The organism is Haloferax sp. AS1, from assembly GCF_014530665.1.
GTDB lineage: Archaea > Halobacteriota > Halobacteria > Halobacteriales > Haloferacaceae > Haloferax > Haloferax volcanii.
Map to the genome: position 1 here is coordinate 952,242 of NZ_SPSA01000001.1, position 23,906 is coordinate 976,147.

Sequence of the window (23,906 nt, forward strand, 5' to 3'; positions counted from 1 at the left end):
TTGTGCAAAACCGTTATTACGTCGCGGCCGGTATCGGTAGGTATGTCCGACGACGAACTGACCGACATCCGGAAGCAGAAACGCGAACAACTCGAATCCAAGCTCCGCGGCGACGGCGGGAGTGCGGCGAAAGAAGCCGCGGCTGGCCCGGCAGAGCCCATCCACGTCGACGGCGCGGACGAGCTGGACGACGCCGTCGCCTCGTACGACGTGGTGCTCGTGGACTTCTACGCGGATTGGTGTGGTCCGTGCAAGATGCTCGAACCCACCGTGAAGAAGCTCGCGGAGAACACCGACGCCGCGGTCGCCAAGGTCGACGTGGACGCGAACCAGGAGCTCGCCGCCCAGTACCAGGTCCGGGGCGTCCCGACGATGGTGTTGTTTGCCGACGGCGAGGCGGTCGAACAGCTCGTCGGCGTCCGCGGTTACGACGACCTGAAGAACCTCGTCGAAGCCCACCTCGCGTAAGCGTTCTCGGTCCCCGAGACTCGGGGTCGATTTATTGACTCTCTCGCCCGACCGTCGGGTATGCAACTCGTCGCCGAGCACATCGACATCGGAACTCGGTCGCCGACGGTCCTCCTGAACGAGAGCGACGCGGCCGAACTCGGGGTCCACGCGCTCGAACGCATCCAACTCCGGTGGGGCGAGCGGACGGCCATCGGCATCGTTGAGCTGACGGACGAGCTCGTCTCCGAGGGGACCCTCGGCGTGACGCGCCGCCTCGGCCACATCGAGGGCGACGTGGAGGTGTCGGTCGCGCCGCAGCCCGACTCGGTGTACTACATCCGCAAGAAGCTTGACGACATCGAGCTCGAAGCCGACGAACTGTCCCAAATCGTCCGCGACATCTACGATGAGCGCCTCGCCGACGTGGAACTCGGGGCGTACGTCTCCGCGACCTACACCAACGGGCTGTCCATGGAGGAGACGATGCACCTCACGGAGTCGATGGCGGACGTGGGCGAGACCATCGCGTGGGAGGAGCCGGTCATCGCCGACAAGCACTCCATCGGGGGCGTCGCGGGCAACCGCGTCACGCCGATTCTCGTCCCCATCGTCGCCGCGGCGGGGCTGAAGATTCCGAAGACTTCCTCGCGAGCCGTCACCTCGGCCGCGGGCACCGCCGACACGATGGAAGTCATCTGCGACGTGGCGTTCTCCGTCGCGGAGATACGCGATATCGTCGGGAAGACCGGCGGCTGTCTCGTCTGGGGCGGCGCGGTGAACCTCTCGCCGGTCGACGACCGCATCATCCGCGCCGAGACGCCGCTTTCTATCGACCCCAAAGGACAGCTCATCGCCTCCGTCCTCTCGAAGAAGAAGAGCGCCGGCTCGACAAACGTCGTCGTCGACATCCCCTACGGCGAGGGCGCGAAAGTCGAGAGCCTCGCGGAGGCGCGCGAACTCGCGGAGGACTTCAACCGCGTCGGTGACCACCTCGGGATGGCCGTCGAGTGCGCCATCACGACCGGGGCCGCGCCGGTCGGCCGCGGCGTCGGCCCCGTGCTCGAAGCCCGCGAGGTCCTCGCCACGCTCGCCGGCGGCGGCCCGAACGACCTGCGGATAAAGGCGATTCGCCTCGCAGACCTGCTGTTCGAATCCACCGGCGTCGACGCCGACGCCGCCGAGATTCTGGACTCGGGGCAGGCCGAAGAAACCTTCCGCGAGATACTCGCCGCGCAGAACGGCGACCCCGACGTGGAGGCCGCGGACCTCTCGCCCGGCCGGCATACCATTTCGGTCCGCGCCGACCGGGACGGCGTGGTCACGCACGTCAACAACCGCCTCGTCAACGAGGTCGCCCGCCGGGCCGGCGCGCCGCGAGACCCCGGTGCGGGCCTCGAACTCCACCGCCGCGTCGGCGAGATGGCCGCCGGCGGCGAGACGCTGTTTACCGTCCACGCCGAGTCCGAGGACAAACTCGCCGACGCGAAGGCGCTCACCGAGCGCGTCGAGACCGTCCGGGTGCGACACCCCGACGAGGCGCTGGTCGAGCGGGTGTGAAATCCCTCGCCGCGGCGACCTTTTTGCATTCGACGCCCGTAGTTCTCGCATGGACGACCGCGTACACCCCGAGGTCCGGCGCACCGCGACGGAAATCGACACGATGGAGATTCGCGGCGCGGCGACTATCGCCGACGCGGCCGCACGAGCGCTCCGGACGCAGGCCACGGAGAGCGACGCCGCCGACGCCGAGGCGTTCAGAAGCGAACTTCGCGCGGCCGCGAGAGCGCTCTACGAGACGCGGCCGACCGCCGTGAGTCTCCCCAACGCCCTCCGGTACGTCCTCCGCGGCATGTCGAGTACGACCGTCGAGGGACTCCGCCAGAACGTCGTCGAGTCGGCCGACGAGTTCTGCGCCCGCCTCGAACGCGCGCAGGCCGACCTCGGGGAGGTCGGCGCGAACCGCCTCCGCGACGGCGACACCGTCATGACCCACTGTCACTCGACGGACGCGCTGGCGTGCGTCGAGGCGGCGGTCGAGCAGGGAAAACACATCGAGGCCGTCGTCAAGGAGACGCGGCCGCGAAACCAGGGGCACATCACCGCGAAGCGGCTCGACGAACTGGGCGTGCCCGTCACGCTCGTCGTCGACTCGGCGGCGCGGCGCTACCTCAACGACGTGGACCACGTGCTCGTCGGCGCGGACGCCGTCGCGGCCGACGGGAGCGTCATCAACAAAATCGGGACGAGCGGTCTCGCGGTCAACGCCCGCGACCGGGGGACGCCCATCATGGTCGCCGCGCAGACGCTCAAGCTCCACCCGGGGACGATGACCGGCCACACCGTCGATATCGAGATGCGCGACACCGCGGAGGTCGTCGACGACGAGACGCTCGCGGACCTCGGCAACCCGACAGTCGAGAACCCCGCGTTCGACGTGACGCCGCCGCGCTACGTGGACGCCATCGTCACCGAGCGCGGGCAGTTCCCGCCCGAGAGCGTCGTCATCCTGATGCGGGAACTGTTCGGAGAAGGTACCTCGGAGCCGTGGGTCGAACCGTAGTCAGGTCGGTTCGACGCCGCCGATCGGAGGCGGTCACGGCCCGCCGACGAGGTCGGCCATGACCTTCATCTCCGCCTTTCGCAGGTGTTCCGCCGCGGTGCTCGTCGAGCAGTCGAGCCGCGCGGCCACGTCGGCGACCGCCCCGGTCCGCGGCTCGCGGTAGTAGCCGCAGTCGACGGCGGCCTCGACGGCCTCGCGCTGGCGGGGCGACAGCGACCCGGCGGAGACGCTCCCCGGTCCCGTGTACTCCCGCACCCGCACGACTTCGAGGCCGCGACCCTCCGGCAGCTCCTCGACCGCCGACTGGAGGGCGTCGTCGGTGCCGACGAGCGTCACCGACACCGTGCCGTCGCCGTCGAAGACGACCGGCGGAACGACGATGAGGTCGCCCCGCGTGACGGCCGCCGTCTGTCTCGCGCCCGCGGCGTCGAGCCGCTCGTTCACCACGATGAAAAACGAGTCGCCGGGGAGCTGTGAGACCTCGTACGACCGGATGCGCTCCGTCTCCGCGAGCGCCGCCTCGTAGGCCTCGATGTCGGAGCCGACGACCTCGAAGACGATGGTGTTTCTGTCGGTCACCGTCGGGTTCCAGTGGTGGAGTTCGGTCCGCTCGAACGCCTCGTGGTCGACGACGAACTCGTGCATCGGATGCAGCTGCCCGTCGTCGGGCGTGAAGCGAAGCCTGACCGATTTCATGCCCGCGGGTTGATTCGACCGCGACATAAAAACTGGCCGCACTCGTGAGGCAGAACGCCGAACCGGCGTTCGGACGAACGAACGGATGTCAGCCGCCATGTCACTCGAACGCCCGCGACAGACCCCCGACTCCGACGACGACCCCGCCGCGCTCGCCGACGACGCCTCCGGTCCCCTCGACGCCGACGCGCTCCGGCGGGCGTTGGGCGACGCCGTCCTCGCCACCGAGGAGCACGTTCACGCACCCGCGGTGCAGATTCGCCCCGACGCGGTGCAGTCGTCGCTTTCGGCCCTCCGCGAGGACCTCGGTCTCGACCACCTCTCGTGTGTAACCGCACAGGAGTACGAGGACCGCTACGAGTCCGTCTATCACCTGAAATCGTACGACGACCCGACCCGAGAGGCGAGCGTCGTCGTCCCGACGCCGCGCTCGGACCCGGTGAGCGAGTCCGCCGCGCCGGTGTTTCGGACGGCCGAGTGGCACGAGCGGGAGGCGTACGACCTCGTCGGCATCGAGTACGAAGACCACCCGGACCTGCGCCGCATCCTCCTGCCGGAGACGTGGCAGGGTCATCCCCTCGGGCTGGACTACGACCGGACGCGCCCGCAGGTCGTCCGGTACGACGAGAACGCGAACCCGCTTGCCGAAGACGGCCGCGCCGACACGAACACGATGCTCCTCAACATCGGGCCGCACCACCCGGCGACTCACGGCGTGATGCATCTGCAAGTCACGCTGGACGGCGAGCAGGTCGCGGACGTGGAGCCCGACATCGGCTACATCCACCGCTGCGAGGAGCAGATGTGCCAGCAGGGAACCTATCGACATCAGATTATGCCGTACCCCGACCGCTGGGACTGGGGCGGCGGCGGCCTCCTGAACGAGTGGGCGTACGCCCGCACCGCGGAGGCGCTGGCGGATATCGACGTGCCCGAGTACGCGCAGGTGCTCCGGACGCTGGCGGCCGAACTGAGCCGCATCCTCTCGCACATGCTCGCGGTCGGCGCGTACGCCCTCGACGTCGTCGGCGATTTCACCGCGACGTTCATGTACGCCATGCGGGACCGCGAACTCGTCCAGAACATCCTCGAAGACCTCACGGGCCAGCGGCTGATGTTCAACTACTTCCGGCTCGGCGGGGTCGTCTGGGACCTCCCCGAACCCCGCGAGGAGTTCTTCGAGAAGATTCGGACGTTCGTCGACGGCCTCCCCGAGAAACTGCGGGAGTACCACGACCTCCTGACGGCGAACGAGATTTTGCAGGCCCGCACGGTCGAGACCGGACTCCTCCCGCCGGAGGTGGCCAAGGACTACGGCGTGACGGGGCCGGTCGCCCGCGGCTCCGGCATCGACTACGACCTCCGCCGCGACGACCCCTACGGCTACTACGACGAACTCGACTGGTCGGTCGCCGTCGAGGACGGCTGCGACAACTTCGCGCGCCTGCTCGTCCGCCTCCGCGAGGTCGAGGAGTCGGCCACCATCGTCGCCCAATGTGTCGACCTGCTCGAAGACTGGCCCGACGACGAGCGGACCATCCAGGCGAACGTCCCGCGCACCCTCAAACCGGACGACGACACCGAGGTCTACCGCGCGGTCGAGGCCGCGAAAGGTGAGTTGGGTATCTACATCCGCGCCGACGGCACCGACACCCCGGCGCGGTTCAAGATTCGCGGCCCCTCGTTTTCGAATCTCCAGTCGCTCCCCGAGATGGCCGAAGGCGAGTACATCCCGGACCTCATCGCGGCGCTCGGGAGTCTCGACACGATAATGGGAGAAGTAGACCGGTAGTCGGCGGCGGGACGGCCGGCGTCGCGCGGTGTCGCGCGTCGCCGCCGGCTCAGTCGTCCGAGGGCGAGGCGGGGCCGGTCCCCGACCCGTCGGTGACCGCCCGACTCATCGACTGCGACGACGCGGCGGGACTCGTCTCGCTCGGTGCGGCGTCGCCACCGCGGTCGCTTCCGCCGGCGTCGCCGGCGTCGCCGACGTCGAACCGGCCGACGAGGTCCTTGAGCGACTGGGCGGACTCCGACACCTGTTGGATGTTCCGCGTGACCTCGTTTATCGCGGCCGTCTGTTCTTCGGTCGCCGCCGAGACCGTCGCCGTCTCCGAGGTGGTCTCCTCGCTCACGCTCGACACGTCGTCGACCATCGAGACGACCTCCTCGGTCGAGACGGCTTGGTTCTCGGTCGCCTGCGAAATCTCTTCGACGCCGTGTTCGGCCTCTCGAATCGCCCCCGAGATGTGGTCGAACATCTCGATGGCCTCGCCGATGGTCTCGGACCCGCTCTCGACGCTGTCCTGCATGGACTGCATGTCGTCGACTGTGTCGTCGGCGCTCTCGCGCACCCTGCCGATTCGGGACTCCACCTCGTCCGTGGCCTCGCTCGCCTCCTTGGCGAGCGCCTTGATTTCGTTGGCGACGACGGCGAAGCCCTCGCCGGCCTCGCCCGCACGGGCCGCCTCGATAGAGGCGTTGAGCGCGAGCAGGTCCGTCTGCTCCGCGATGTCGTTGATGAGCTGGACGATTTCGTTGATTTCGCCCACCTGCTCGCCGAGGGCTTCGACCCGCTCGACCGCCTCGTCGGCCTCGGTCTCGATGGTCGATATCTCGGCTGTCGCCTCCGCGGCGTGGTCGCGCCCCTCGTCGGCGAGCGACACGGCCTCGTTGGCGGACTGGACGACGCCGTCGGCGGAGGCGGCGACCTCCTCGATGGTCGCCGAGAGGTCGTTCATCTCGTCGGCGACCGTCTGGAGCCGCTCGGTCTGCTGTTCCGCGCCGTGGGCGATTTCCTCGACCGACCGCGCGGTCTCCTGACTCGCGGACTCTATCTCCTTCGCGCTCGACACCGTCTCGTTGCTCACCGCAGCGAACTCGTCGGCGACCGACTGCACCTCGACGAAGCCGTCTTGGAGCTTCTGAATCCCGGTGTCGAGGTCGGACATGATGGCTCCGAACTCGCCGGGGAGGTCGGTCCGGAGGTCCTGGTCGAGATTGCCGTCTCCGAGTTCCGTCCCGGCGGTCCGAAGCTCTGAGACCTGCCGTTGGAGGTTCTCCTGCATGTCGTCGAACGCCTCGACGAGTTCGCCGAGTTCGTCGTCGTTGGCGTCGATGTCCTCGCCGTCGTCGAACCGCCCGCGGGCGAGCGACTTGGCGCGGTCCCGGAGCGCCTCTATCGGCTCCGAGAAGTACCGCGCGGCGACGTAGCCGACGCCGACGACGACCGCGATGATGCCGACGATTAACAGGAGCATGATGTTTCGAGCGGTGTCCGCCCGGTCGTTCATCGCCTGCCCGAGCTGTTCGACCGGCCCCGTCACGTCGGACTCGGGGACGGTGGCGACGAGTTCGTACTGCCCGTTACCGAAGTTGAGCGGCGCGTAACCGACGAAGTAGCGAGCCGCCTCGCCGCCGTCGCCGGTCGTCTCGTGGGTGGTCAGGCCGGACTGGCCGACAAGCGCCGTCGCGTTCTCCGCGATTTCGGACTCGACGGAGCCGAGCGATTCCCGGGAGTCGGTCAACAGCGTCCCGCGCTCGCTCACGATAGTCAGGTGGCCGGTCTCACCGACCTGGATGTCGTCGATGAGCGTGTTGAGGAGTTCGAAGTTGAACTGGAGCGTGATGGTTCCGGCGAGTTCTCCCCCGCGGTACACCGGCGCGGTGACGTACACGGCGGCGTCGCCGTCGACGGTCGTCACCTCGCTCACCTGGATCTCGCCCTTCTGAAGCTCTGTCGCGGTCTCGAACCACGCCTCGTCCGCGAACGAGGTGCCGGACACCGACTCGGTGGCGATGCCGTCGCCCGTGCGCGTCGCTTTGACGATGCCCTGCCCGTTCTCGTCGGTGAACAGAATCTCGTCGTAGGCGGGGTGTTCCTCGCCGTCGATGGTCACGGCGCGGGTTTCGAGGTAGCTCCGGAACGAGTCGTTAATCTGGTCGCGCGCGTCGGTGACGGCGGCCGTCTGGAGTTCGTAGTAGTAGACGCTCGGCGCGAGCACCCATTCGAAGTCCTCGTGGTAGGTGTACGCGACGAACTTCTCTTCGACGGGGTTGCCCTCTTGGGTGGTGTCTTCCCACTCGTACTCGACGATGCCCCAGTCCTCGCCGTTGCGGACGGCGGCGTTCGACTCGATTTCGGCGGGCACCTGATTGAACGCCGCTATCCCGGCGTCGTCGACCGTGTTAACCCCGTCTTCGAGGCCGTGGTGGACGACGAAATCGAGGTTCCCGTCGAGGATGAACGCGTAGCCGGTCGACCCGACGTAGCCCGGTCGGAACGCGTCGGAGAGCGTCCCGCTCTGTTGGACGCCGTCTCCGGCGGTTCCGGCGATTCGAGCCTCGACACGGTCTTTCACCTGCTGTTGTTGCGCTGGCGAGAGGTCCGCCCAGTCCTGCCCGCCGTACTGGTTCGCAAGGACGCTCTGTTTCGTGGTCTCGACGGTGGCGCGCATCTGGAGCGCCATGTAGCCCAACTGCGCTTGGCTCTGTTCTTGGACGAGCTCCATCTCCCCGTCGCGGGCGGCCTCGTAGTTCTGCACCGGTGCCGAGTCAGCCAGCGCGAGCGCGTCGATTCGGCGGGCGTCGAGGAGGTTTTGTATCTCCTCTTGCCGGGCGGCGACGGTCTGATTCAGGTCGCCGGTAATCTGTGATTCGAGCGTCGCCTCGCTTTGGTCTTGGGCGTAGTTTCCAATGCTACTCATCCCTTGGACGCCTGCGACGCCGACGACTGACACGGGTATCAGCGAGATGGCGAGACAGAGCGCGATGAGTTTCGTTCGTATCTTCATGGTTTGATTGATATCGTCGGCCCCCGGAATTCCTCAGTATGCGCTGTTTGACCGAGAAATCGCCCGGTTCACTCTGAATATAGCTCTACAAAAACAACCGTATAAATCTCACTCGCCGGTTATTATTACCGATACTCGGACCCCGGATTCCCTCGTGATTCCCGCCAAATAGCGGGCCGAGACTCGCACTCGGTATTGCAATAATCACTCAACACGTTTCGAACCATTGTCACAAAACAGCAACAATTGCGAACGCGAGGAGACCGCGCCGTTCCTCTCCGCCTACCGCGGCGTCTCCGTCCCCCACTTATCGAGGGCGACGGCGAGTTCGGGCGTCTCCTCGGCGGCCTCGGTGATTGACCGCCCCTCGGCGTAGGCGTCGATGGCCGACCGGAGCGCGACCGCGCCAGCGCGGGTACCGTCGGGGTGGCCGTGGATGCCGCCGCCGAGTTGGACGCAGACGTTCGTCCCCGTGGCGTCGAGCAGGTCAGGGAGTAGACCGGGGTGGAGTCCGCCGGAGGCGACCGGCAGCACGTCGGTCGTCCCGTACAGGTCGCCGGTGAGCCAGTCATTGATGCCGACGGTGTCCTCGTTGGCGAGTTTGCCGAGGCCGGCGGTGCCGGTGTGGAGTTGGTCGACGCCGCAGAGGCGACTTATCTGCGCGAGCACCCGCATCGAGACGCCGTGAGCCGGGAGCCGGTCGAAGGCGGCGTGCATGGCGCGGTGGGCGTGGATGGCGAGACCGTGTTTCTCGGTGCGCTCGCGGACGGTCTGGAGGCCCGCCCAGCCCGCGGTGATGATGTCTACCATGACGTACTCGCCGCCCTGCGCGGCCACCTCGTCCACCCGGTCGAGCATCGTCTGGGTGTCGGCGGTGACGTTGATGAGGTAGGATTTCTTCTCGCCCGTCTCGTCTTCGGCGTCGTCGCGGAGCGACAGCGACTCGGTCAGGCGGTCCGAAAAGGGGTTGAACGCCTGGTCGGTCAGGTTCTCGTCGTCCTTCAGGAGGTCGACGCCGCCGACCCACGCGTCGTAGCCGACCTGCGCGTGCGCCGCCGTCGAGAGGCCGACTTTCGGCTTGGGCACCGTCGCCGTGATGGGGCGGTCGGTGACGCCGAATATCTCCTCGCGGACCGACGACCCGTACAGCGGGCCGGGGTACGCCGAGACGACCGATTCGGGCCACTCGCAGTCGAGGAGGCGAATCGTGTCGACCGCCTTCATACCCATGATGTTGCCGGCGATGCACGACAGCACCTGCGGCATATTGCCGGGTTCGAACAGCCCGGCGGGGTAGGCGACCCGAATCAGGTCGCCGTCGATGTCGAACGTCGTCGCGCCCATGTCGGTGAAGTCTGCGCCGGTCTGGAGGGCCGCCCACGTCCCGTTGGAGGACTCCGAGGCCACGCGACTCGCCGCCGCCTCCTTCGACATCCCCGTCGCGGGGTCGATACGGAAGGTGCAGACGAGGTCCTCGTCGGTCGGTTCGTAGTCGAGGTCGAGGAAGTCTTCGTACGTGATACCCATAGCCTCGCCTACGCCCCCGCGAAGCTTAAAACGGCATCCCGAAGCGCCTTTGGCCCCGCGACGCGAAAGGGAACGGTTCGGCGCGAAGCGATGTCATCACGGGAGCGTCACGCGTCCGGGCCTCCGATTCAGGGCGACAGCAGCGCCCGGACCTCGCGGAACTCGGGTACGTCCGCGTCGAGGGCGGTACAGAGGGCGTCGGCCGCGCCCAACAACCACTCGGCGCGCTCGACGCGGGACTCCACGTCGCCCGGCCCGATTCGGTAGCGCTCGACGAGTTCCTCGATGTCCGAGCCCTCGGTCCACTCGTGGAGGATGCGGGCGGTCTTCACCGCCGTCAGCCACTCCTCGAAGGGGTCGGCGTCGTGCATCGCGGTGGTGAACTCCGCGGCGTGGCTCCGGGCGTACTGGTACATCTGCGCCCGCTCGCGGTTGCCGAGGTAGGTGTCGTGCATATCCGGCGTGTCGCAGACGACTTCGAGGGCGGTCCGGGCGGTGACGTGCTCGTCGGCCATCGTCTCGATGGTGCGGATGCCCGAAACGATGCGCGCCCCGGTCGTCGGCGACACGTACTGTTTTGAGGTCTGTGCGCCCAGCGCCGTCGCCGACAGCGTCTCACCCGTCGCGTCGAGGAGCTCCATCGCTTCGAGGTCGGACACCACGTCGGCGACGAGGTCCGCGAGGTCCACGCTCGGGTGCTGGTGGGCGTAGTAGGTCGCCGAAAACACGTCGGCGACGCCGTCGAGACTGTCGGCGAAGCCGGAGGCGACGACCGACAGCACGTGCGTCCGGAGCGCCTCGGGGTCGGCGAACTGCGAGTCCACGGCCTCGGCGTCGGCGGTGACGTAGCGGTCGACCAGTTCGGCTTTCGTGTCCGCGTCGCCGACGAGCACCGCCTCGCCGAACGGGTCGAGGTGCGGGCGACCGGCGCGGCCGCACATCTGGTGCACGTCGAGGACGGGAATCCATTCCATCGCGTCGCCGGTGTAGCGCTTCTGGTCGCGGATGACGACCCGCCGGGCGGGGACGTTCACCCCGGCGGCGAGCGTCGGCGTCGCGCAGATGACTGCGAGCCGGCGATCCCGAAACGCGTTCTCGACGGCGACGCGGTGGGCGCTCCGCAGCCCGGCGTGGTGGAAACCGACGCCGGTCCGGGCGCACTCCGAGAGCTGGCGGCCGGTCGCGGTGCCGCCGAGTTCGTCCAGTTCGTCGCCGAGGGCGGGCGCGGGCGACAGCTCCTCGTCGGCGAGGCGGTCGGCCAGCGCTTCGGCCTCGCGGCGCGACCGGACGAACGCGAGACACTGCCCGCCGGTCTCGACCGCGTCTTCGACGAGCGCGACGGTCGCCTCGGTCGCCTCGTCGTCGTTCGGCCCGGTCGGGGGGACGACCACGTCGAGGTCGGTTCCGTCGTCGAATTCGACGGTCTCGTCGGCGTAGACGCCGGTGCGGAGCGAGACGGGCCGCCACGCGCTCTCGACGAGTTCCGCGTCGAGCCAGTCGGCGATGGCTTCGGGATTGTCCACGGTCGCTGAGAGGGCGACGAGTTGGAGGTCCGGGACGCGACGCTGGAGGGTCGAAAGCGTCACTTCGAGCGTCGGCCCGCGCCCCGGCGCGCCGAGCAGGTGGACCTCGTCGACGACGACGCAGGCGAGGCGGTCGACCCACGGCGCGCCGTTTCGAATCGCGGAGTCGACTTTCTCGCTCGTGGCGACGACGATGTCGTGGTCGCCGAGTTCCTCTTCGGCGGCGTCGAAGTCGCCGGTGGAGATACCGACGCTCACGCCGGGCAGTTGGTCGAACGTCTCGTACTTCTCGCGGGCGAGCGCGCGGAGCGGGACGATGTACAGCGCCGGCCCGTCGGCGGTGAGCATGGCGAGTTCCGCGATGAACGTCTTGCCGCTGGCGGTCGGAATGGCGGCGACGACGCGACCGCCCGCCGCGACGCCGGCGTCGACGGCGGCGGCCTGCGGCGGATAGAGTTCCTCGATACCGTTCGACTCGTAGTGGGAGACGAGGGCCGACGACAGCGGGAGGTCGCGCACGCGCATCTGTCACAGTGGTGGCGGCGGACTCACATAAGTATCTTCGCCGGCGGGGGTTCATCGGTCACCGTCTGGCCCGGCGTTCGGGCGGCGAGAAATCGGTGGGGACAGCAACCAATGCAGCCGGTGAGTGGTGCGAAAGTCGGGACTCTCGGGGCGATGCGCCGATAAAAAATCGAAGTCGTCGGCCGCGTGGTGGCCGATTATCGCGGATTTGGTACGAACTGCGTTACGCGTTAGGGCCGGACCATCGCTGGAGGGTCGCGGAACTCGACCCCGCTTCGTCGGTCCAGACGACGCGGACAGTTGAACTCGCGAGGTTAACGTCTTCACCAGGGGCATCATTATCTATGGCTAGACCAACAGAGGTGTCGTTGATCTCGATTGTCTTACCCGCATTCATCGGGTCTGGGATGTATGGTTCTCCATCCGCAAGAGAAACACTACTTCCTGTACCGTCTGTTGCTCCAGTAACCGATACAGAGAGCCGCTCGGCCGCGATTTGCGAACCACTCTCGTGGGTTATCTTGAGTACGTCTCCTTGCACCCCGTCACCGCTGCTCGCACCCGCTGAGTTGTTCTCGTAGTCGAAGCTGAAGCTCGCCTGCGGAGCGGTCGCCGTCTGTTCACCCAGTCCCAGCACGAACGTCCCGATGACGGCCGCGAGGATGACGGTAATCGCGACCATCAGAATCACACCGATGACCGGCGACACCGCGTCGTCGTCTTCGAATAGTTGTTTGAGTTTCATGTGTTGTCTCTCGTATACATACGCGGTTTATCCGCGGAAATCCCACCCGGAGTTCGGTATGTATGGATGCTACATGGGCACTCTCGAACATAAATCTAATCGAGTATTAGACAACAAAAATGACGTTCATTGCTAGCACACAGTTCAGATGGAAGTCACGAATCGGCTGGGAGATCGGTCCGCCACCCCGAAAAGAGACGGTCGTCGCGGGCGGCTCAGATGTAGTCGTGCTCGGCGAGACGCTCGACGGCCTCGCGGAGGCGCTCTTCGCTCGCGGCGTAGGAGATACGGGCGTAGCCCGGTGCGTTGAAGGCGCTTCCGGGGACGGTCGCGACCTTCGCGTCCTGAATCGCGCCCTCGCACCACGCCTGGTCGTCGTCGTCGACGGGGAGCATCATGTAGAACGCGCCCTTCGGGACGGCCACGTCGACGTCGTGTTCGGCGAGGAGGTCCACGAGCATGTCGCGGCGGTCCTCGAACGCCTGACGCATCTCCTCGACGTCGTCGTCGGTGCGCTCCGAGAGCGCCTCGACGCCGGCGTGCTGGACGAAGTTCACGGCGCAGGAGACCGAATGCGAGTGGAGTTTGCCGGCCTGCGCGATGAGGTCGGACGGGGCGTGGAGGTAGCCGAGCCGCCAGCCGGTCATCGAGAACGCCTTCGAGAAGCCGTTGATGGTGATGGTGCGGTCTTCCATCCCGTCGAGGGAGCCGAGCGAGGTGTGCTCGAAGCCGTCGTAGACGATGCGCTCGTAAATCTCGTCGGAGATGACGGCGAAGTCGTGTTCGACCGCGAGGTCGCGGACGCCTTCGAGCGCCGCGTCGGAGAACACGCCGCCGGTCGGGTTCGACGGCGAGTTGACGACGAGGAGTTTCGTCTCGTCGGAGACCGTCTCGGCGAGTTCGTCGAGCGCGGGTTCGAGCCTGAAGTCGTGCTGTGCGAGGTCGACGCGGCTGAGCGTGCCGCCGGCGAGTTTGACCATCGCCTCGTAGGAGACCCACGCGGGGTCGAGGAGAACGACCTCGTCGCCGTCGTCGACGAGCGTCTGGAACGTCTCGAACAGCGCCTGCTTGCCGCCGGGCGTGACGATGACCTCGTCGGCCTCTGCGTCGACGCCGTTCCCGCGGAGCTTCGCCGCGATTGCGTCCTTGAGTTCCGGAATCCCGTTCGACGAGGTGTAGCTCGTGTGTCCCGCGTCGAGGGCGTCCTTCGCCGCCTGCGTGATGTTGTCCGGGGTCGGGAAGTCCGGCGCGCCGACCGAGAGGTCGACGACGTCTTCGCCCTGCGCTTCCAGTTCGCTCGCGAGGTTCGAGATGGCGAGCGTCGCGCTCGGTTCGACGCGGCCGACTCGGTCGCTGAAATCGAAGTTCATGCCAACGCCTCCACCATATCGGTCGCGGCGTAAACCGCTTCCGCACCTTTGCTGACGCGCTCGCGCGCTTCAGCGCCGCTCATGCCGGGACCGGAGACGCCGAACGAGACGGGTTTGTCGCGGTCCAGCGAGACCTCCGTCAGCGACTTCGCGGTCGCGTCGGCGATGACGCGGTCGTGGTCGGTGTCGCCGGTGACGATTGCGCCGATGACGACGACGGCGTCGATGTCGTCGCGGCGGGCGAGTCGGTCGGCCGCGAGCGGCGAGTCGTACGCGCCGGGGACCTGAATCGTTTCGACGACCGCCGCGTCGCGCTCGGCGGCCGCGTCGCGGGCCGCTTCCTCCATCTGCTCCGTGACCGACGAGTTGAATCGGGCCACGACGAGTCCGAGAGAGACCATGGCCGACCCTTCCCGTCTCGGATAAAAGAACTACCGACACCGACCGAATTTGGCCCCGGCGACGGGCAAGCACAAAAGTTGTATTGTCGGCGTCGCGATGGGTGGGCATGAGTACTGACAGTGGGACCGAGGCGGTCGCTCGGTCCCGTGCCCTCCTGGCGATTCTCGGCGTGACGGCCCTCGCCCTCCTCGCCCGCCTCGCCGACCTCGGCGGCCGCATCTTCCACTGGGACGAAGGCCGTGTCGGCTACTGGATTCTGCGGTATCACGAGACCGGCGAGTTCTCCTACCGGCCCATCATCCACGGTCCGTTCCTCCCCGTGGTCAACGACTACCTCTTTGCGGTCCTCCCGGCGACCGACTTCACGGCGCGGCTCCCCGTGGCGCTCGTCGGCGGCCTGCTCCCGCTTTCGGTCTGGCTGTTCCGCGAGCACCTCCGCCGCGACGAGCTGGTCGCGCTCGCGTTCTTCCTCGCGGCGAACCCGCTTTTGGTCTACTACTCGCGGTTCATGCGCAACGACGTGCTCGTGGCCGCCTTCTCGTTCGCCGCGCTCGGCTTCGTCGTCCGCGCGTACGACACCGGCCGCCTCGCCTACCTCATCCCCGCCGGGGCCTCCTTCGCAACGGGAGCGGCGACGAAAGAGAACTACGTCGTCTACCTCGCTTGTTTCCTCGGAGCGGCGTTCCTGGTCTTCGACCACCGGCTGCTCGCCCGCACGTCGGCCGGCGAGTCCGCCCGCGACATCCTCTTTTCCGAACTGCCCGCGAGTATCCGCGAGCGACTTCGCGCACGCGGGGCGGGAAGTCTCGGTTACGGCGCGGTTCGCTACGCCGCGGGCGTCCTCGGCGGCCTGCTCGCGTTCCTCGCCGTCTTCGTCTTCTTCTACGCGCCGCGGCCCGACCTCTGGAACGCGCTCGGCGGCTCCGCCTCGATGCTCCCGGTTCTCGAAGCCGGAAGCGTCGGCGCGGTCTCCGAGATGGTCGGCAGTTGGCTCGGCGGCGGCCACCAGTCCCACGAGTACCTCCCGTATCTGAAGGACTTCCTCGAAACGTTCGTCTACGGCGCGCCGGTGCTCATCGTCTTCGCGCTCGTCGGCATCGTCGTCGACCGCTACGGCGTCGTCGCGGGCCGAATCCGGTGGCTCGTCGCCTTCGCCACCTACTGGGGCGTCGTGTGTATCTTCGGCTACCCGCTGGCGACCGACATCCAAGCGCCGTGGGTCGTCGTCCACGCGGTCGTCCCGCTGGCGGTTCCCGCCGCGGTCGGCGCGGCGTTCGTCTTCCGCTCCGGCGTGCAGGCGCTCGACGCCAAAGACACGGTCGGCGTCGGCCTCGCGGCGCTCGTGCTGGTCGCCTCCGTCGGCGGCGTCGCGGCCGCGAACGTCGACTACTGGAACGCCTCGACCGACGAGGACAGCGAGGTGCTCCAGTGGGCGCAACCCGCGAACGACTTACAGGCCACCCTCGACGACGTGGAGCGCGTGTCGGCCGCCAACTCCGGGACGGACGTGCTCCTGTACGGCACGCATCCGCCGGACAGCGACGAGACGCACTTCTACGTCGAAAACGAGTCTGCCCCCCTCGACGGGCCGTCGTGGCACAGTCGCCTCCCGCTCCCGTGGTACTTCGAGAGCGCGGGCGTCGAGCGCACCAGTAGCGCGCCCGACGCGAACGTCTCCGAGGTGACCGCCGACGCGCCGCCGGTCGTCATCGCCTACGAGTGGGACCGCGCCGAACTCGAATCCGAACTCGACGGCTACGTCGCGCGCCAACACGCCTTCAAGCTCTGGAGCGAGGACGTGGTCGTGTTCATCGACGAGGACGCCCTTGACGCCGCGAACGAGACGCGGGGCTGACGCTCGGTCGGGGCGTTCGACCACCTCGATTTTTCCTCGCGTTCGACAGGGTGAGCGCCGCGAGCGCCCGGCGCGTTCGGCGTCGGCTGTTGTCCAATTCTATCCACGTATGTGACTATCTCGGCACCGAATGTGGCAACGTTTATGCACCGACGTACTGAATCCGCGACTGTGACCGTCACCGTACCCGGACCCACGCTCGGCGTCGTCGGTGGGGGCCAGCTCGGGCGTATGCTCGGGGAGGCCGCCGCACCGCTCGGCGTCGACATCGTCGTGCTCGACCCGACACCCGACTGCCCGGCGTCGGCCGTCGCCGACCAAATCGTCGGCGGCTTCGACGACCCCGAGGCGATGGCGGAACTCGCCGCCCGGGCCGACGCGCTGACGTTCGAAATCGAACTCGCCGACCCCGACCTGCTCGACGAACTGGCCGCCGAGGAGGGCATCGCGGTCCACCCGTCGCCCGACGCGCTCCGGACCATCGAGGACAAACTGGTCCAGAAGGACACCTTCGGCGAGGCGGGCATCCCGATTCCGCCGTTCCACCGCGTCGACGACGCGGCCGACCTCCGCGACGCGCTCGACGAGTTCGGCTCGGTCATGCTGAAAGCCCGAACCGGCGGCTACGACGGCCGCGGGAACGTCCCCGTGTCCGACCCCGACGACGCCGAGGCTGCCATCGAGGAGGTCGGCGGCCCGGCGATGGCCGAGGCGTTCGTCGACTTCGAGCGCGAACTCTCGGTCATCGGCGTCCGCGGCGATGACGAGGTTCGGACGTTCCCCGCGGGCGAGAACGTCCACGAGGAGGAGATTCTCCGCGAGACGGTCGTCCCGGCGCGGACGACGGACGAGGTGCGCGAGGAGGCCGACCGCGTCGCCCGAGAGGTGCTGTCGCACCTGCCCGGCCGCGGCGTCTTCGGCATCGAACTGTTCGAGACCGCCGCGGGCGACGTGCTCGTCAACGAGGTCGCGCCGCGGCCGCACAACTCCGGCCACTGGACCATCGAGGGCGCGCTCACCTCGCAGTTCGAACAGCACGTCCGCGCGGTCCTCGGGTGGCCCCTCGGCGCGACGACCCGCCGGTCGCCCACCGTGATGGCGAACGTCCTCGGCACGGTCGACGAGAGCCAGCCGGCGCGACTCGGCGGCCTCGACGACGCGCTCGCGGAATCGGGCGTCTCGCTGCACTGGTACGGCAAAGACGAGGTTCGTCCCCTCCGCAAGATGGGCCACCTCACCGCCGTCGGCGGCGACGACGCCGACCTCGAAACGCTTCTCGCACGCGCACGCGAGCTTCGCGACGGACTGCGCTTCGACTGATTCACCATGACGACAGAACGGGACCTCATCGACGAACTGCACGCACAGGCCGACGCCGACCGCGACCCCGAGACGACGCCCGACGTGGGTATCATCATGGGGTCCGACTCCGACCTCGACGTGATGTCCGGCGCGCACGAGGCGCTGGACACGCTCGGGTTCGGTGAACAGACGGACTTCGACGCGCCGCCCGAGGAGCGATTCACCTACGAGACGTACGTCGTCTCCGCGCACCGGACGCCGGACCTGATGTACGCCTACGGCGACACCGCGCGCGACCGCGGCGTCGAGGTCATCATCGCCGGCGCGGGCGGCAAGTCCGCGGACCTCCCGAACATGACTGCCTCCATCGCGTACCCGATTCCGGTCGTCGGCGTCCCCGTTCAGGAGAAGTCGGTCGACTCGGTCATCGGGATGCCGACCGGCGCACCCATCGTCGCGGTCGACGCCGGCAAGTCGTTCAACGCGGCGCTGTCGGCCGTACAGGCGCTCTCCCGCGGCTACCCCGAACTCGAAGACAGACTCGTCGACTACCACGAGGACCTCGTGTCCGACGTGGCCGAGACCTCGGCCGCGCTCCACGACCTCGGCGTCGCCGGCTTCCGCGAGTCGCGGTAGCGGGGCGCGTTTCGCGGTCGGTCACCGCCCGGTCGTTTCCGCGTCTGTGGGGGTCGATTCCGGCGGCGAAACCCCGCCCGTGCGGGGTTCCGGGCGTCTCTCGCGTATTTTCCAAATAGAAGCCCTCTCGCGCCCGAAACACACAAATCAATGTTTATAGGGGAGCGCTTCTAACCGCCGCACGTCAGGGAGACACGGCATGAGTGATTGGATTGCAATCGGTGCGATGGGGCTGGTCGGTGTCGGCATACCGCTCGCGATGATGGCGGTGTCGGCGCTGCTTCGCCCAAGCGTACCGGAACAAGGAAAGAGTGCCACGTACGAGAGTGGTGAGGTGCCGACAGGCACGGCGCGCGTCCAGTTTAACATTCAGTACTACATGGTCGCGCTGCTGTTCCTCGTATTCGACATCGAGACCGTCCTAATTTTCCCCTGGACGGTCATCTACCGCTCGGCCCTCGAACAGGGCGCGTCGCTGGCGACGATTCTGACGCCGATGCTCGTTTTCATCGGTGTCCTCGTCGTCGGCCTCGTCTGGGCGTGGCGCAACGGCGCAGTCAAGTGGGTCAAAAGCCCGCAGGCAAACCGTCGTAAGACAGAGAGGCAAGATGCATGAGTAGCGAACAGAAGCCATTCGTCACGGACGACACACAGGTACAGACCGAGACTCGCGACGCCCGCATGGCGGGGGCGGACGACCGGTTCAACTCGAAGCTTCGGGAGGCGTTCGGCTCGTCACCGTTCATCCTCACGAAGTTCGACAAGTTCATGAACTGGGTCCGCGGGTCCTCGATGTTCATGCTGCAGTTCGGTATCGCGTGCTGCAGCATCGAGATGATGCACACCTACTCGGTGAAACACGACCTCGACCGCTTTGCGGCCGGGGTCCCGCGTGCGTCGCCGCGGCAGGCCGACGTGATTATCGTGCCGGGGACCATCGTCTCGAAGTTCGCCCCGCGCATGAAGCGCGTCTACGACCAGATGCCCGAACCGAAGTTCGTCGTCGGCATGGGGTCGTGTACGATTTCCGGCGGCCCGTTCCAGGAGGGCTACAACGTCATCAAGGGCGCAGAGGAGGTCATTCCGGTGGACATTCACATCCCCGGCTGCCCGCCGCGCCCGGAGGCACTCATCTACGGTATCGCGAAGCTGCAAGAGCGCATCGCCAACGGCGAGTCCAGCCCGGTGACGGTCAAGCCGTACGAGCTGGAGCAGTTCGGCGACCTCGAACGCGACGAAATCGTCGACAAGCTCGCCGCGGAGATCGACGAAGAGGACCTCGTTATGCGGTACAACTGGGCTGATTCGCCATGAGCCTCGAAGAACAGCAGTCCGACGACCCCGCGGAACTCGAATCGGGCGTCAGCCGCGGCGACGAACTCGCAGAGCTGCTCGGCGACCTCGTCGTCGGCCGCGAAGAGCACCTGAACGCGCCCGGCCTCGTCATCCGTCCCGACGAGGTCCAAGACGCGCTGTTCAAGCTCCGCGACGAAGCGGGCTTCGACCACCTCTCGTGTGTGACCGCACAGGAGTACGAGGACCGCTACGAGTCCATCTACCACCTGACGAAGTTCGACGACCGGACCGACGAAGTCTCGGTCGTCGTGCCCACGTCGAAGGACAACCCGGTCAGTCAGTCCGCCGAGCCGGTGTTCCGGACGGCCGACTGGCACGAACGGGAGGCGTACGACCTCGTCGGTATCCAGTACGAGGACCATCCGGACCTGCGTCGCATCCTCCTGCCGGAGACGTGGCAGGGGCACCCGCTCGGGCTTGACTACGACCAGGACCGCCCGCAGATTGCGACGCTCCGCGAGCACGCCAACCCGCTCGAAGAGGACCACCGCGCCGGGGACAGCAACACGATGTACATCAACATCGGTCCCCACCACCCGGCGACCCACGGCGTGCTGCACGTCGAGACGGTCGTCGACGGCGAACAGGTCGTCGACCTCGAATCCGACATCGGCTACCTCCACCGCTGCGAGGAGCAGATGTGTCAACAGGGGACCTACCGGCACCAGATTATGCCGTACCCCGACCGCTGGGACTACATCTCGTCCGGTCTCCTGAACGAGTGGGCGTACGCCCGCGCCGCAGAGGACCTCGCGGACATCGAGGTGCCCGAGTACGCCCAGATTATCCGTACGATGGGTGCGGAACTGTGCCGCATCGCGTCGCACATGATCGCGCTCGGCACGTTCGCGCTAGACGTCTACGGCGACTTCACGGCCATCTTCATGTACGCCATGCGGGACCGCGAGATCGTCCAGAACATTCTGGAGGACCTCACGGGCCAGCGCATGATGTTCAACTACTTCCGGCTCGGCGGGGTCGTCTGGGACCTCCCCGAACCCCGCGAGGAGTTCTTCGAGAAGATTCGCGACTTCATGGACGGGCTCCCGCAGGCGCTCGAGGAGTACCACGACATGATTACCTCGAACGAAATCCTGCAGGCCCGGACGGTCGGCACGGGCGTCCTGCCGCCGGAAGTCGCAAAGAGCTACGGCGCGACCGGGCCGGTCGCCCGCGGCTCCGGTATCGACTACGACCTCCGTCGCGACGACTCCTACGGCTACTACGACGAACTCGACTGGGACGTCGTCGTCGAGGACGGCTGCGACAACTTCTCGCGCCTGCTCGTGCGCATGCGCGAAGTCGAGGAGTCGGCCAAGATCATCCAGCAGTGTGTCGACCTGCTCGAAGACTGGCCCGAAGACGAGCGGAACATCCAGGCGAACGTTCCGCGCACCCTCAAGCCCGACGAGGACACGGAAATCTACCGCGCCGTCGAGGGCGCGAAGGGCGAACTCGGCATCTACATCCGCGCGGACGGCACGGACAAGCCGGCTCGCTTCAAGATTCGGAGCCCGTGTTTCTCGAACCTCCAGACGCTCCCCGAGATGTCCGAGGGTGAGTACATTCCGGACATGATTGCCTCGCTCGGCAGCCTCGACATCGTGCTCGGAGAGGTGGACAGGTGATGCATCTGCAAGCGGTCCTTCCGGACACGGTCAGCGGCCTCCTCGGTCTCGAAGGCATCCTCGGGGACGTCGTCGGCGGCCTCGTCGGCGCGTTCCTCGTCGCCAACATCATGCTCATCATGACGGCGTTCGCCGGGCCGTGGGCGAAGCGGAAAATCACGGCCGCATTCGCCGACCGCATCGCGGTCAACCGAATCGGTCCGTTCGGTCTCCTGACCATCGTCACGGACGCGGTCCGTCTGCTGTCGAAGGAACTCGTCGTCCCCGAGGGCGTCGACCGTCCCGCCTGGGACCTCGCGCCGATGGTCATTCCCTTCTCCGCGCTGCTCGGATTCGCCGTCATCCCGATGGGCAACGGCATCCAGCTCGCGGACCCCGAAACCGGTCTCGCCTTTGCCTTCGCCGCGGCGTCTATCGCCTCGCTCGGCATCGTCATGACCGGCTACGCATCGAACAACAAGTTCTCGCTCATCGGCGCGCTCCGCGCCGTCGCGGCGAACATCGCTTACGAGATTCCGCTGGTCGTCACGGCGGCCTCGGTCGTTATCTTCGCCGGGTCGCTCCGCATGAGCGAAATCGTCGCCGTGCAGGCCGAACCGCTGCTTTCGGTCGCCGGCGTGACGATTCCGACGTGGTTCGCGTTCGTGAACCCCTTCGCGTTCGCGCTGTTCGTCATCGCGAACCTCGCGGAGGTCGGCCGCAACCCGTTCGACATCCCCGAAGCGCCGACCGAGATTGTCGCCGGGTACCAGACCGAGTACTCCTCGGTCTACTTCGTGCTCATCTACCTCGGTGAGTTCATCCACATCTTCCTCGGCGGCGCTATCGCGGCGACCCTGTTCCTCGGCGGTCCGGCGGGCCCGGTCCTGCCCGGATTCGTCTGGTTCACAATCAAAATCTGGGCGTTCTTCCTGTTCACCCAGTGGGCGCGCTCCGCAGTGCCGCGCCTTCGCGTCGATCAGTTCCTCGAAATCGGTTGGAAGGGGATGCTCGTGCTCTCCTTCGCCAACCTGGTTCTCACGGCCATCATCGTGGGGGTGATTGCATGATCGGAATCCTGAAAGGCATGGCAGTGACGCTGAAGCACGCGCTCGACGGGCAGACGTTCACGGTCGAGTACCCCGAGACCGCGCCCGAAGTGAGCCCGCGTTTCCGCGGCGTCCACAAGTTCAGCCAAGAGCGGTGTATCTGGTGTCGCCAGTGTGAGAACGTCTGTCCGAACGACACGATTCAGATCGTTCAGGACGACCAGCGCAACGGCGAGCAGTACAACCTCCACATCGGCCAGTGTATCTACTGCCGGCTGTGCGAGGAGGTCTGTCCCGTCGACGCCATCCTGCTCACGCAGAACTTCGAGTTCACGGCGGACACGAAAAACGACTTCGTCTACAACAAAGAACAGCTCAAGAACGTCCCGTGGTACAAGGATATCGACCCGCTCAACTCCCGCAACCCCGACCGCAACGCGTGGGTCGGCGAGGGCGAAGGAGAGGTCGACTACCAGTAACATGACCGCGAGTGAATCGTTCGAGTCCCGTCAGCCCGCGTCCGCTACCGGACGCTGAGGACGTTCTCGAAATGTTCAAAGGGATATCTCAAGGAGACACACACAATGGTTTATGAAACCATCGCGTTCGCGCTGTTCGCCCTCGTCACCGTGGGTTGCAGCCTGGGCGTCGTCCTCGTGCGGGACATCTGGCATTCCGCACTCCTGCTCGGGGGCGCGCTCTTGAGCGTCGCGGTGCATTACGTGATGTTGCAGGCGGAGTTCCTCGCCGCCATGCAGGTCCTCGTCTACGTCGGCGGGGTCCTAATTCTCATCACGTTCGCCGTGATGCTGACGCGTATCAATCCGGAGGTGAGTAGTACATGACAACCAAACCGCAGCTGAAACTCGGTTCGCACCTCGTGCCCGGACTCGCTGCCGTCGCGCTGTTCGTCGTGATGGCGGTCGTGTTCCTCGGCGCGTCGTTCCCGAACCCACAGGGGTTCCCGGAGGGAGCAAACATCACCGCGAGCATCGGCTATTCGATGTTCAACCTCGGGTTCGGAAGCGTCGACGGCGAGAGCATGCTGGTCGCGTTCGAAATCATCGACCTCGTGCTCGTCGCCGCGCTCGCCGGCGCGGTGCTCCTCGCTCGCCGCGAGGACACCACGGGGCAGATGCGGACCATCCTGACCGACGGCGGTCGGGAGCTCAAGCAGACGCTGTTCGACGACGAGGAGGGTGACAACTGATGGTGCCCGCGCAGTACTACCTCGTTCTGTCGGCCGCCGTGTTCTGCATCGGCATCTTCGGCCTCTTGACCCGTCGGAACGCGCTGTTGTTCCTGATGTCGGTCGAACTGATGCTGAACGCCGCGAACATCAACCTCGTCGCGTTCTCCTACTACTGGGGTAACGTGACGGGCCAGACGTTCGGGCTGTTCACGATGGCGCTCGCCGCCGCCGAGGTGGCGGTCGGTATCGGCATCATCCTCGTACTGTACCGCAACTTCGACGGCGTGGACGTGACCAACGCGACCACGATGAGGTGGTAAT

The 23,906-nt window shown here is 66.8% G+C and carries 22 protein-coding genes; 15 read left to right on the forward strand and 7 right to left on the reverse strand.

Annotated features, from left to right (window positions below; genetic code table 11):
• The first annotated feature begins 42 nt into the window (after positions 1-42).
• From trxA to E4P24_RS05155, 3 genes are read left to right on the forward strand one after another with little or no spacing between them, the layout of a single operon-like run.
• Positions 43-468: a thioredoxin gene (gene trxA / locus E4P24_RS05145; protein WP_188148202.1), complete on the forward strand. Its 426-nt coding sequence runs from the start codon at positions 43-45 to the stop codon at positions 466-468.
• A 60-nt stretch (positions 469-528) separates the two neighbouring features.
• On the forward strand, positions 529-2,007 hold the full coding sequence (locus tag E4P24_RS05150) for an AMP phosphorylase (protein ID WP_188148203.1): 1,479 nt from the start codon (positions 529-531) through the stop codon (positions 2,005-2,007).
• 49 nt (positions 2,008-2,056) lie between these two features.
• Positions 2,057-3,010, forward strand: coding sequence for a ribose 1,5-bisphosphate isomerase (locus tag E4P24_RS05155; protein WP_144859610.1), 954 nt, complete (start codon positions 2,057-2,059; stop codon positions 3,008-3,010).
• Positions 3,011-3,043: 33 nt separating this feature from the next.
• Here the strand turns inward: E4P24_RS05155 and E4P24_RS05160 are convergent, their stop codons facing one another.
• Positions 3,044-3,706 carry a helix-turn-helix domain-containing protein gene (locus tag E4P24_RS05160; protein ID WP_006600513.1) on the reverse strand — a complete coding sequence of 221 codons (663 nt, stop codon included), beginning with the start codon at positions 3,704-3,706 and terminating at the stop codon, positions 3,044-3,046.
• Positions 3,707-3,803: 97 nt separating this feature from the next.
• Here E4P24_RS05160 and E4P24_RS05165 point away from each other — a divergent pair, with 97 nt between their 5' ends.
• Complete coding sequence (locus E4P24_RS05165; RefSeq protein WP_188148204.1) at positions 3,804-5,498, forward strand: NADH-quinone oxidoreductase subunit D; 1,695 nt, start codon at positions 3,804-3,806, stop codon at positions 5,496-5,498.
• A 49-nt stretch (positions 5,499-5,547) separates the two neighbouring features.
• Here E4P24_RS05165 and E4P24_RS05170 read toward each other — a convergent pair whose 3' ends face one another.
• The 6 genes from E4P24_RS05170 to ribH form a co-directional block, all read right to left on the reverse strand.
• Positions 5,548-8,496 carry a methyl-accepting chemotaxis protein gene (locus E4P24_RS05170; protein WP_188148205.1) on the reverse strand — a complete coding sequence of 983 codons (2,949 nt, stop codon included), beginning with the start codon at positions 8,494-8,496 and terminating at the stop codon, positions 5,548-5,550.
• A gap of 282 nt (positions 8,497-8,778) precedes the next feature.
• Complete coding sequence (gene rbcL / locus E4P24_RS05175; protein ID WP_115860175.1) at positions 8,779-10,023, reverse strand: type III ribulose-bisphosphate carboxylase; 1,245 nt, start codon at positions 10,021-10,023, stop codon at positions 8,779-8,781.
• A gap of 128 nt (positions 10,024-10,151) precedes the next feature.
• The gene (locus E4P24_RS05180) at positions 10,152-12,071 is read right to left on the reverse strand and encodes a DEAD/DEAH box helicase (protein WP_188148206.1); all 1,920 of its coding nucleotides are present in this window, start codon (positions 12,069-12,071) and stop codon (positions 10,152-10,154) included.
• A gap of 223 nt (positions 12,072-12,294) precedes the next feature.
• Positions 12,295-12,816: a type IV pilin gene (locus tag E4P24_RS05185; RefSeq protein WP_115860171.1), complete on the reverse strand. Its 522-nt coding sequence runs from the start codon at positions 12,814-12,816 to the stop codon at positions 12,295-12,297.
• A 215-nt stretch (positions 12,817-13,031) separates the two neighbouring features.
• A complete protein-coding gene (locus E4P24_RS05190; RefSeq protein ID WP_115802359.1) occupies positions 13,032-14,186 on the reverse strand; it encodes a pyridoxal phosphate-dependent aminotransferase in 1,155 nt (384 codons plus the stop codon).
• Positions 14,183-14,587, reverse strand: coding sequence for a 6,7-dimethyl-8-ribityllumazine synthase (gene ribH, locus E4P24_RS05195; protein WP_004064116.1), 405 nt, complete (start codon positions 14,585-14,587; stop codon positions 14,183-14,185). The genes E4P24_RS05190 and ribH overlap by 4 nt, the downstream gene beginning before the upstream one ends.
• 107 nt (positions 14,588-14,694) lie before the next feature.
• Here ribH and E4P24_RS05200 point away from each other — a divergent pair, with 107 nt between their 5' ends.
• From E4P24_RS05200 to nuoK, 11 genes are all read left to right on the forward strand, one after another.
• A complete protein-coding gene (locus E4P24_RS05200; protein WP_115860169.1) occupies positions 14,695-16,443 on the forward strand; it encodes a flippase activity-associated protein Agl23 in 1,749 nt (582 codons plus the stop codon).
• Between the two features lie 171 nt (positions 16,444-16,614).
• Positions 16,615-17,763 carry a 5-(carboxyamino)imidazole ribonucleotide synthase gene (locus E4P24_RS05205; protein WP_008605780.1) on the forward strand — a complete coding sequence of 383 codons (1,149 nt, stop codon included), beginning with the start codon at positions 16,615-16,617 and terminating at the stop codon, positions 17,761-17,763.
• A 6-nt stretch (positions 17,764-17,769) separates the two neighbouring features.
• A complete protein-coding gene (purE, locus tag E4P24_RS05210) occupies positions 17,770-18,381 on the forward strand; it encodes a 5-(carboxyamino)imidazole ribonucleotide mutase (RefSeq protein ID WP_004064110.1) in 612 nt (203 codons plus the stop codon).
• A 199-nt stretch (positions 18,382-18,580) separates the two neighbouring features.
• Entirely contained in the window at positions 18,581-18,997 is a 417-nt protein-coding gene (locus tag E4P24_RS05215; protein ID WP_004043965.1) for an NADH-quinone oxidoreductase subunit A, read from the forward strand.
• Positions 18,994-19,695 carry an NADH-quinone oxidoreductase subunit B gene (locus E4P24_RS05220; RefSeq protein ID WP_008573492.1) on the forward strand — a complete coding sequence of 234 codons (702 nt, stop codon included), beginning with the start codon at positions 18,994-18,996 and terminating at the stop codon, positions 19,693-19,695. The genes E4P24_RS05215 and E4P24_RS05220 overlap by 4 nt, the downstream gene beginning before the upstream one ends.
• Positions 19,692-21,365: an NADH-quinone oxidoreductase subunit D gene (locus tag E4P24_RS05225; RefSeq protein WP_004064108.1), complete on the forward strand. Its 1,674-nt coding sequence runs from the start codon at positions 19,692-19,694 to the stop codon at positions 21,363-21,365. Before E4P24_RS05220 ends, E4P24_RS05225 begins: the two co-directional genes overlap by 4 nt.
• Positions 21,365-22,414: a complex I subunit 1 family protein gene (locus E4P24_RS05230; protein ID WP_004043962.1), complete on the forward strand. Its 1,050-nt coding sequence runs from the start codon at positions 21,365-21,367 to the stop codon at positions 22,412-22,414. Before E4P24_RS05225 ends, E4P24_RS05230 begins: the two co-directional genes overlap by 1 nt.
• Complete coding sequence (locus E4P24_RS05235; protein ID WP_004043961.1) at positions 22,411-22,872, forward strand: NADH-quinone oxidoreductase subunit I; 462 nt, start codon at positions 22,411-22,413, stop codon at positions 22,870-22,872. The genes E4P24_RS05230 and E4P24_RS05235 overlap by 4 nt, the downstream gene beginning before the upstream one ends.
• Positions 22,873-22,977: 105 nt before the next feature.
• The gene (locus tag E4P24_RS05240; RefSeq protein WP_004043960.1) at positions 22,978-23,238 is read left to right on the forward strand and encodes an NADH-quinone oxidoreductase subunit J; all 261 of its coding nucleotides are present in this window, start codon (positions 22,978-22,980) and stop codon (positions 23,236-23,238) included.
• The gene (locus E4P24_RS05245; protein WP_004043959.1) at positions 23,235-23,603 is read left to right on the forward strand and encodes a hypothetical protein; all 369 of its coding nucleotides are present in this window, start codon (positions 23,235-23,237) and stop codon (positions 23,601-23,603) included. The genes E4P24_RS05240 and E4P24_RS05245 overlap by 4 nt, the downstream gene beginning before the upstream one ends.
• Positions 23,603-23,905 (forward strand): NADH-quinone oxidoreductase subunit NuoK, encoded by a 303-nt coding sequence (gene nuoK, locus E4P24_RS05250; protein ID WP_004043958.1) that lies wholly within the window; start codon positions 23,603-23,605, stop codon positions 23,903-23,905. The genes E4P24_RS05245 and nuoK overlap by 1 nt, the downstream gene beginning before the upstream one ends.
• Position 23,906: the final 1 nt, after the last annotated feature.

Bases quoted from the DNA above. Each gene is read 5' to 3' on its own strand.
- trxA (WP_188148202.1), top strand. From the start codon at position 43: ATGTCCGACGACGAACTGACCGACATCCGGAAGCAGAAACGCGAACAA.
- E4P24_RS05150 (WP_188148203.1), top strand. From the start codon at position 529: ATGCAACTCGTCGCCGAGCACATCGACATCGGAACTCGGTCGCCGACG.
- E4P24_RS05155 (WP_144859610.1), top strand. From the start codon at position 2,057: ATGGACGACCGCGTACACCCCGAGGTCCGGCGCACCGCGACGGAAATC.
- E4P24_RS05160 (WP_006600513.1), bottom strand. From the start codon at position 3,706: ATGAAATCGGTCAGGCTTCGCTTCACGCCCGACGACGGGCAGCTGCAT.
- E4P24_RS05165 (WP_188148204.1), top strand. From the start codon at position 3,804: ATGTCACTCGAACGCCCGCGACAGACCCCCGACTCCGACGACGACCCC.
- E4P24_RS05170 (WP_188148205.1), bottom strand. From the start codon at position 8,496: ATGAAGATACGAACGAAACTCATCGCGCTCTGTCTCGCCATCTCGCTG.
- rbcL (WP_115860175.1), bottom strand. From the start codon at position 10,023: ATGGGTATCACGTACGAAGACTTCCTCGACCTCGACTACGAACCGACC.
- E4P24_RS05180 (WP_188148206.1), bottom strand. From the start codon at position 12,071: ATGCGCGTGCGCGACCTCCCGCTGTCGTCGGCCCTCGTCTCCCACTAC.
- E4P24_RS05185 (WP_115860171.1), bottom strand. From the start codon at position 12,816: ATGAAACTCAAACAACTATTCGAAGACGACGACGCGGTGTCGCCGGTC.
- E4P24_RS05190 (WP_115802359.1), bottom strand. From the start codon at position 14,186: ATGAACTTCGATTTCAGCGACCGAGTCGGCCGCGTCGAACCGAGCGCG.
- ribH (WP_004064116.1), bottom strand. From the start codon at position 14,587: ATGGTCTCTCTCGGACTCGTCGTGGCCCGATTCAACTCGTCGGTCACG.
- E4P24_RS05200 (WP_115860169.1), top strand. From the start codon at position 14,695: ATGAGTACTGACAGTGGGACCGAGGCGGTCGCTCGGTCCCGTGCCCTC.
- purE (WP_004064110.1), top strand. From the start codon at position 17,770: ATGACGACAGAACGGGACCTCATCGACGAACTGCACGCACAGGCCGAC.
- E4P24_RS05215 (WP_004043965.1), top strand. From the start codon at position 18,581: ATGAGTGATTGGATTGCAATCGGTGCGATGGGGCTGGTCGGTGTCGGC.
- E4P24_RS05220 (WP_008573492.1), top strand. From the start codon at position 18,994: ATGAGTAGCGAACAGAAGCCATTCGTCACGGACGACACACAGGTACAG.
- E4P24_RS05225 (WP_004064108.1), top strand. From the start codon at position 19,692: ATGAGCCTCGAAGAACAGCAGTCCGACGACCCCGCGGAACTCGAATCG.
- E4P24_RS05230 (WP_004043962.1), top strand. From the start codon at position 21,365: ATGCATCTGCAAGCGGTCCTTCCGGACACGGTCAGCGGCCTCCTCGGT.
- E4P24_RS05235 (WP_004043961.1), top strand. From the start codon at position 22,411: ATGATCGGAATCCTGAAAGGCATGGCAGTGACGCTGAAGCACGCGCTC.
- E4P24_RS05240 (WP_004043960.1), top strand. From the start codon at position 22,978: ATGGTTTATGAAACCATCGCGTTCGCGCTGTTCGCCCTCGTCACCGTG.
- E4P24_RS05245 (WP_004043959.1), top strand. From the start codon at position 23,235: ATGACAACCAAACCGCAGCTGAAACTCGGTTCGCACCTCGTGCCCGGA.
- nuoK (WP_004043958.1), top strand. From the start codon at position 23,603: ATGGTGCCCGCGCAGTACTACCTCGTTCTGTCGGCCGCCGTGTTCTGC.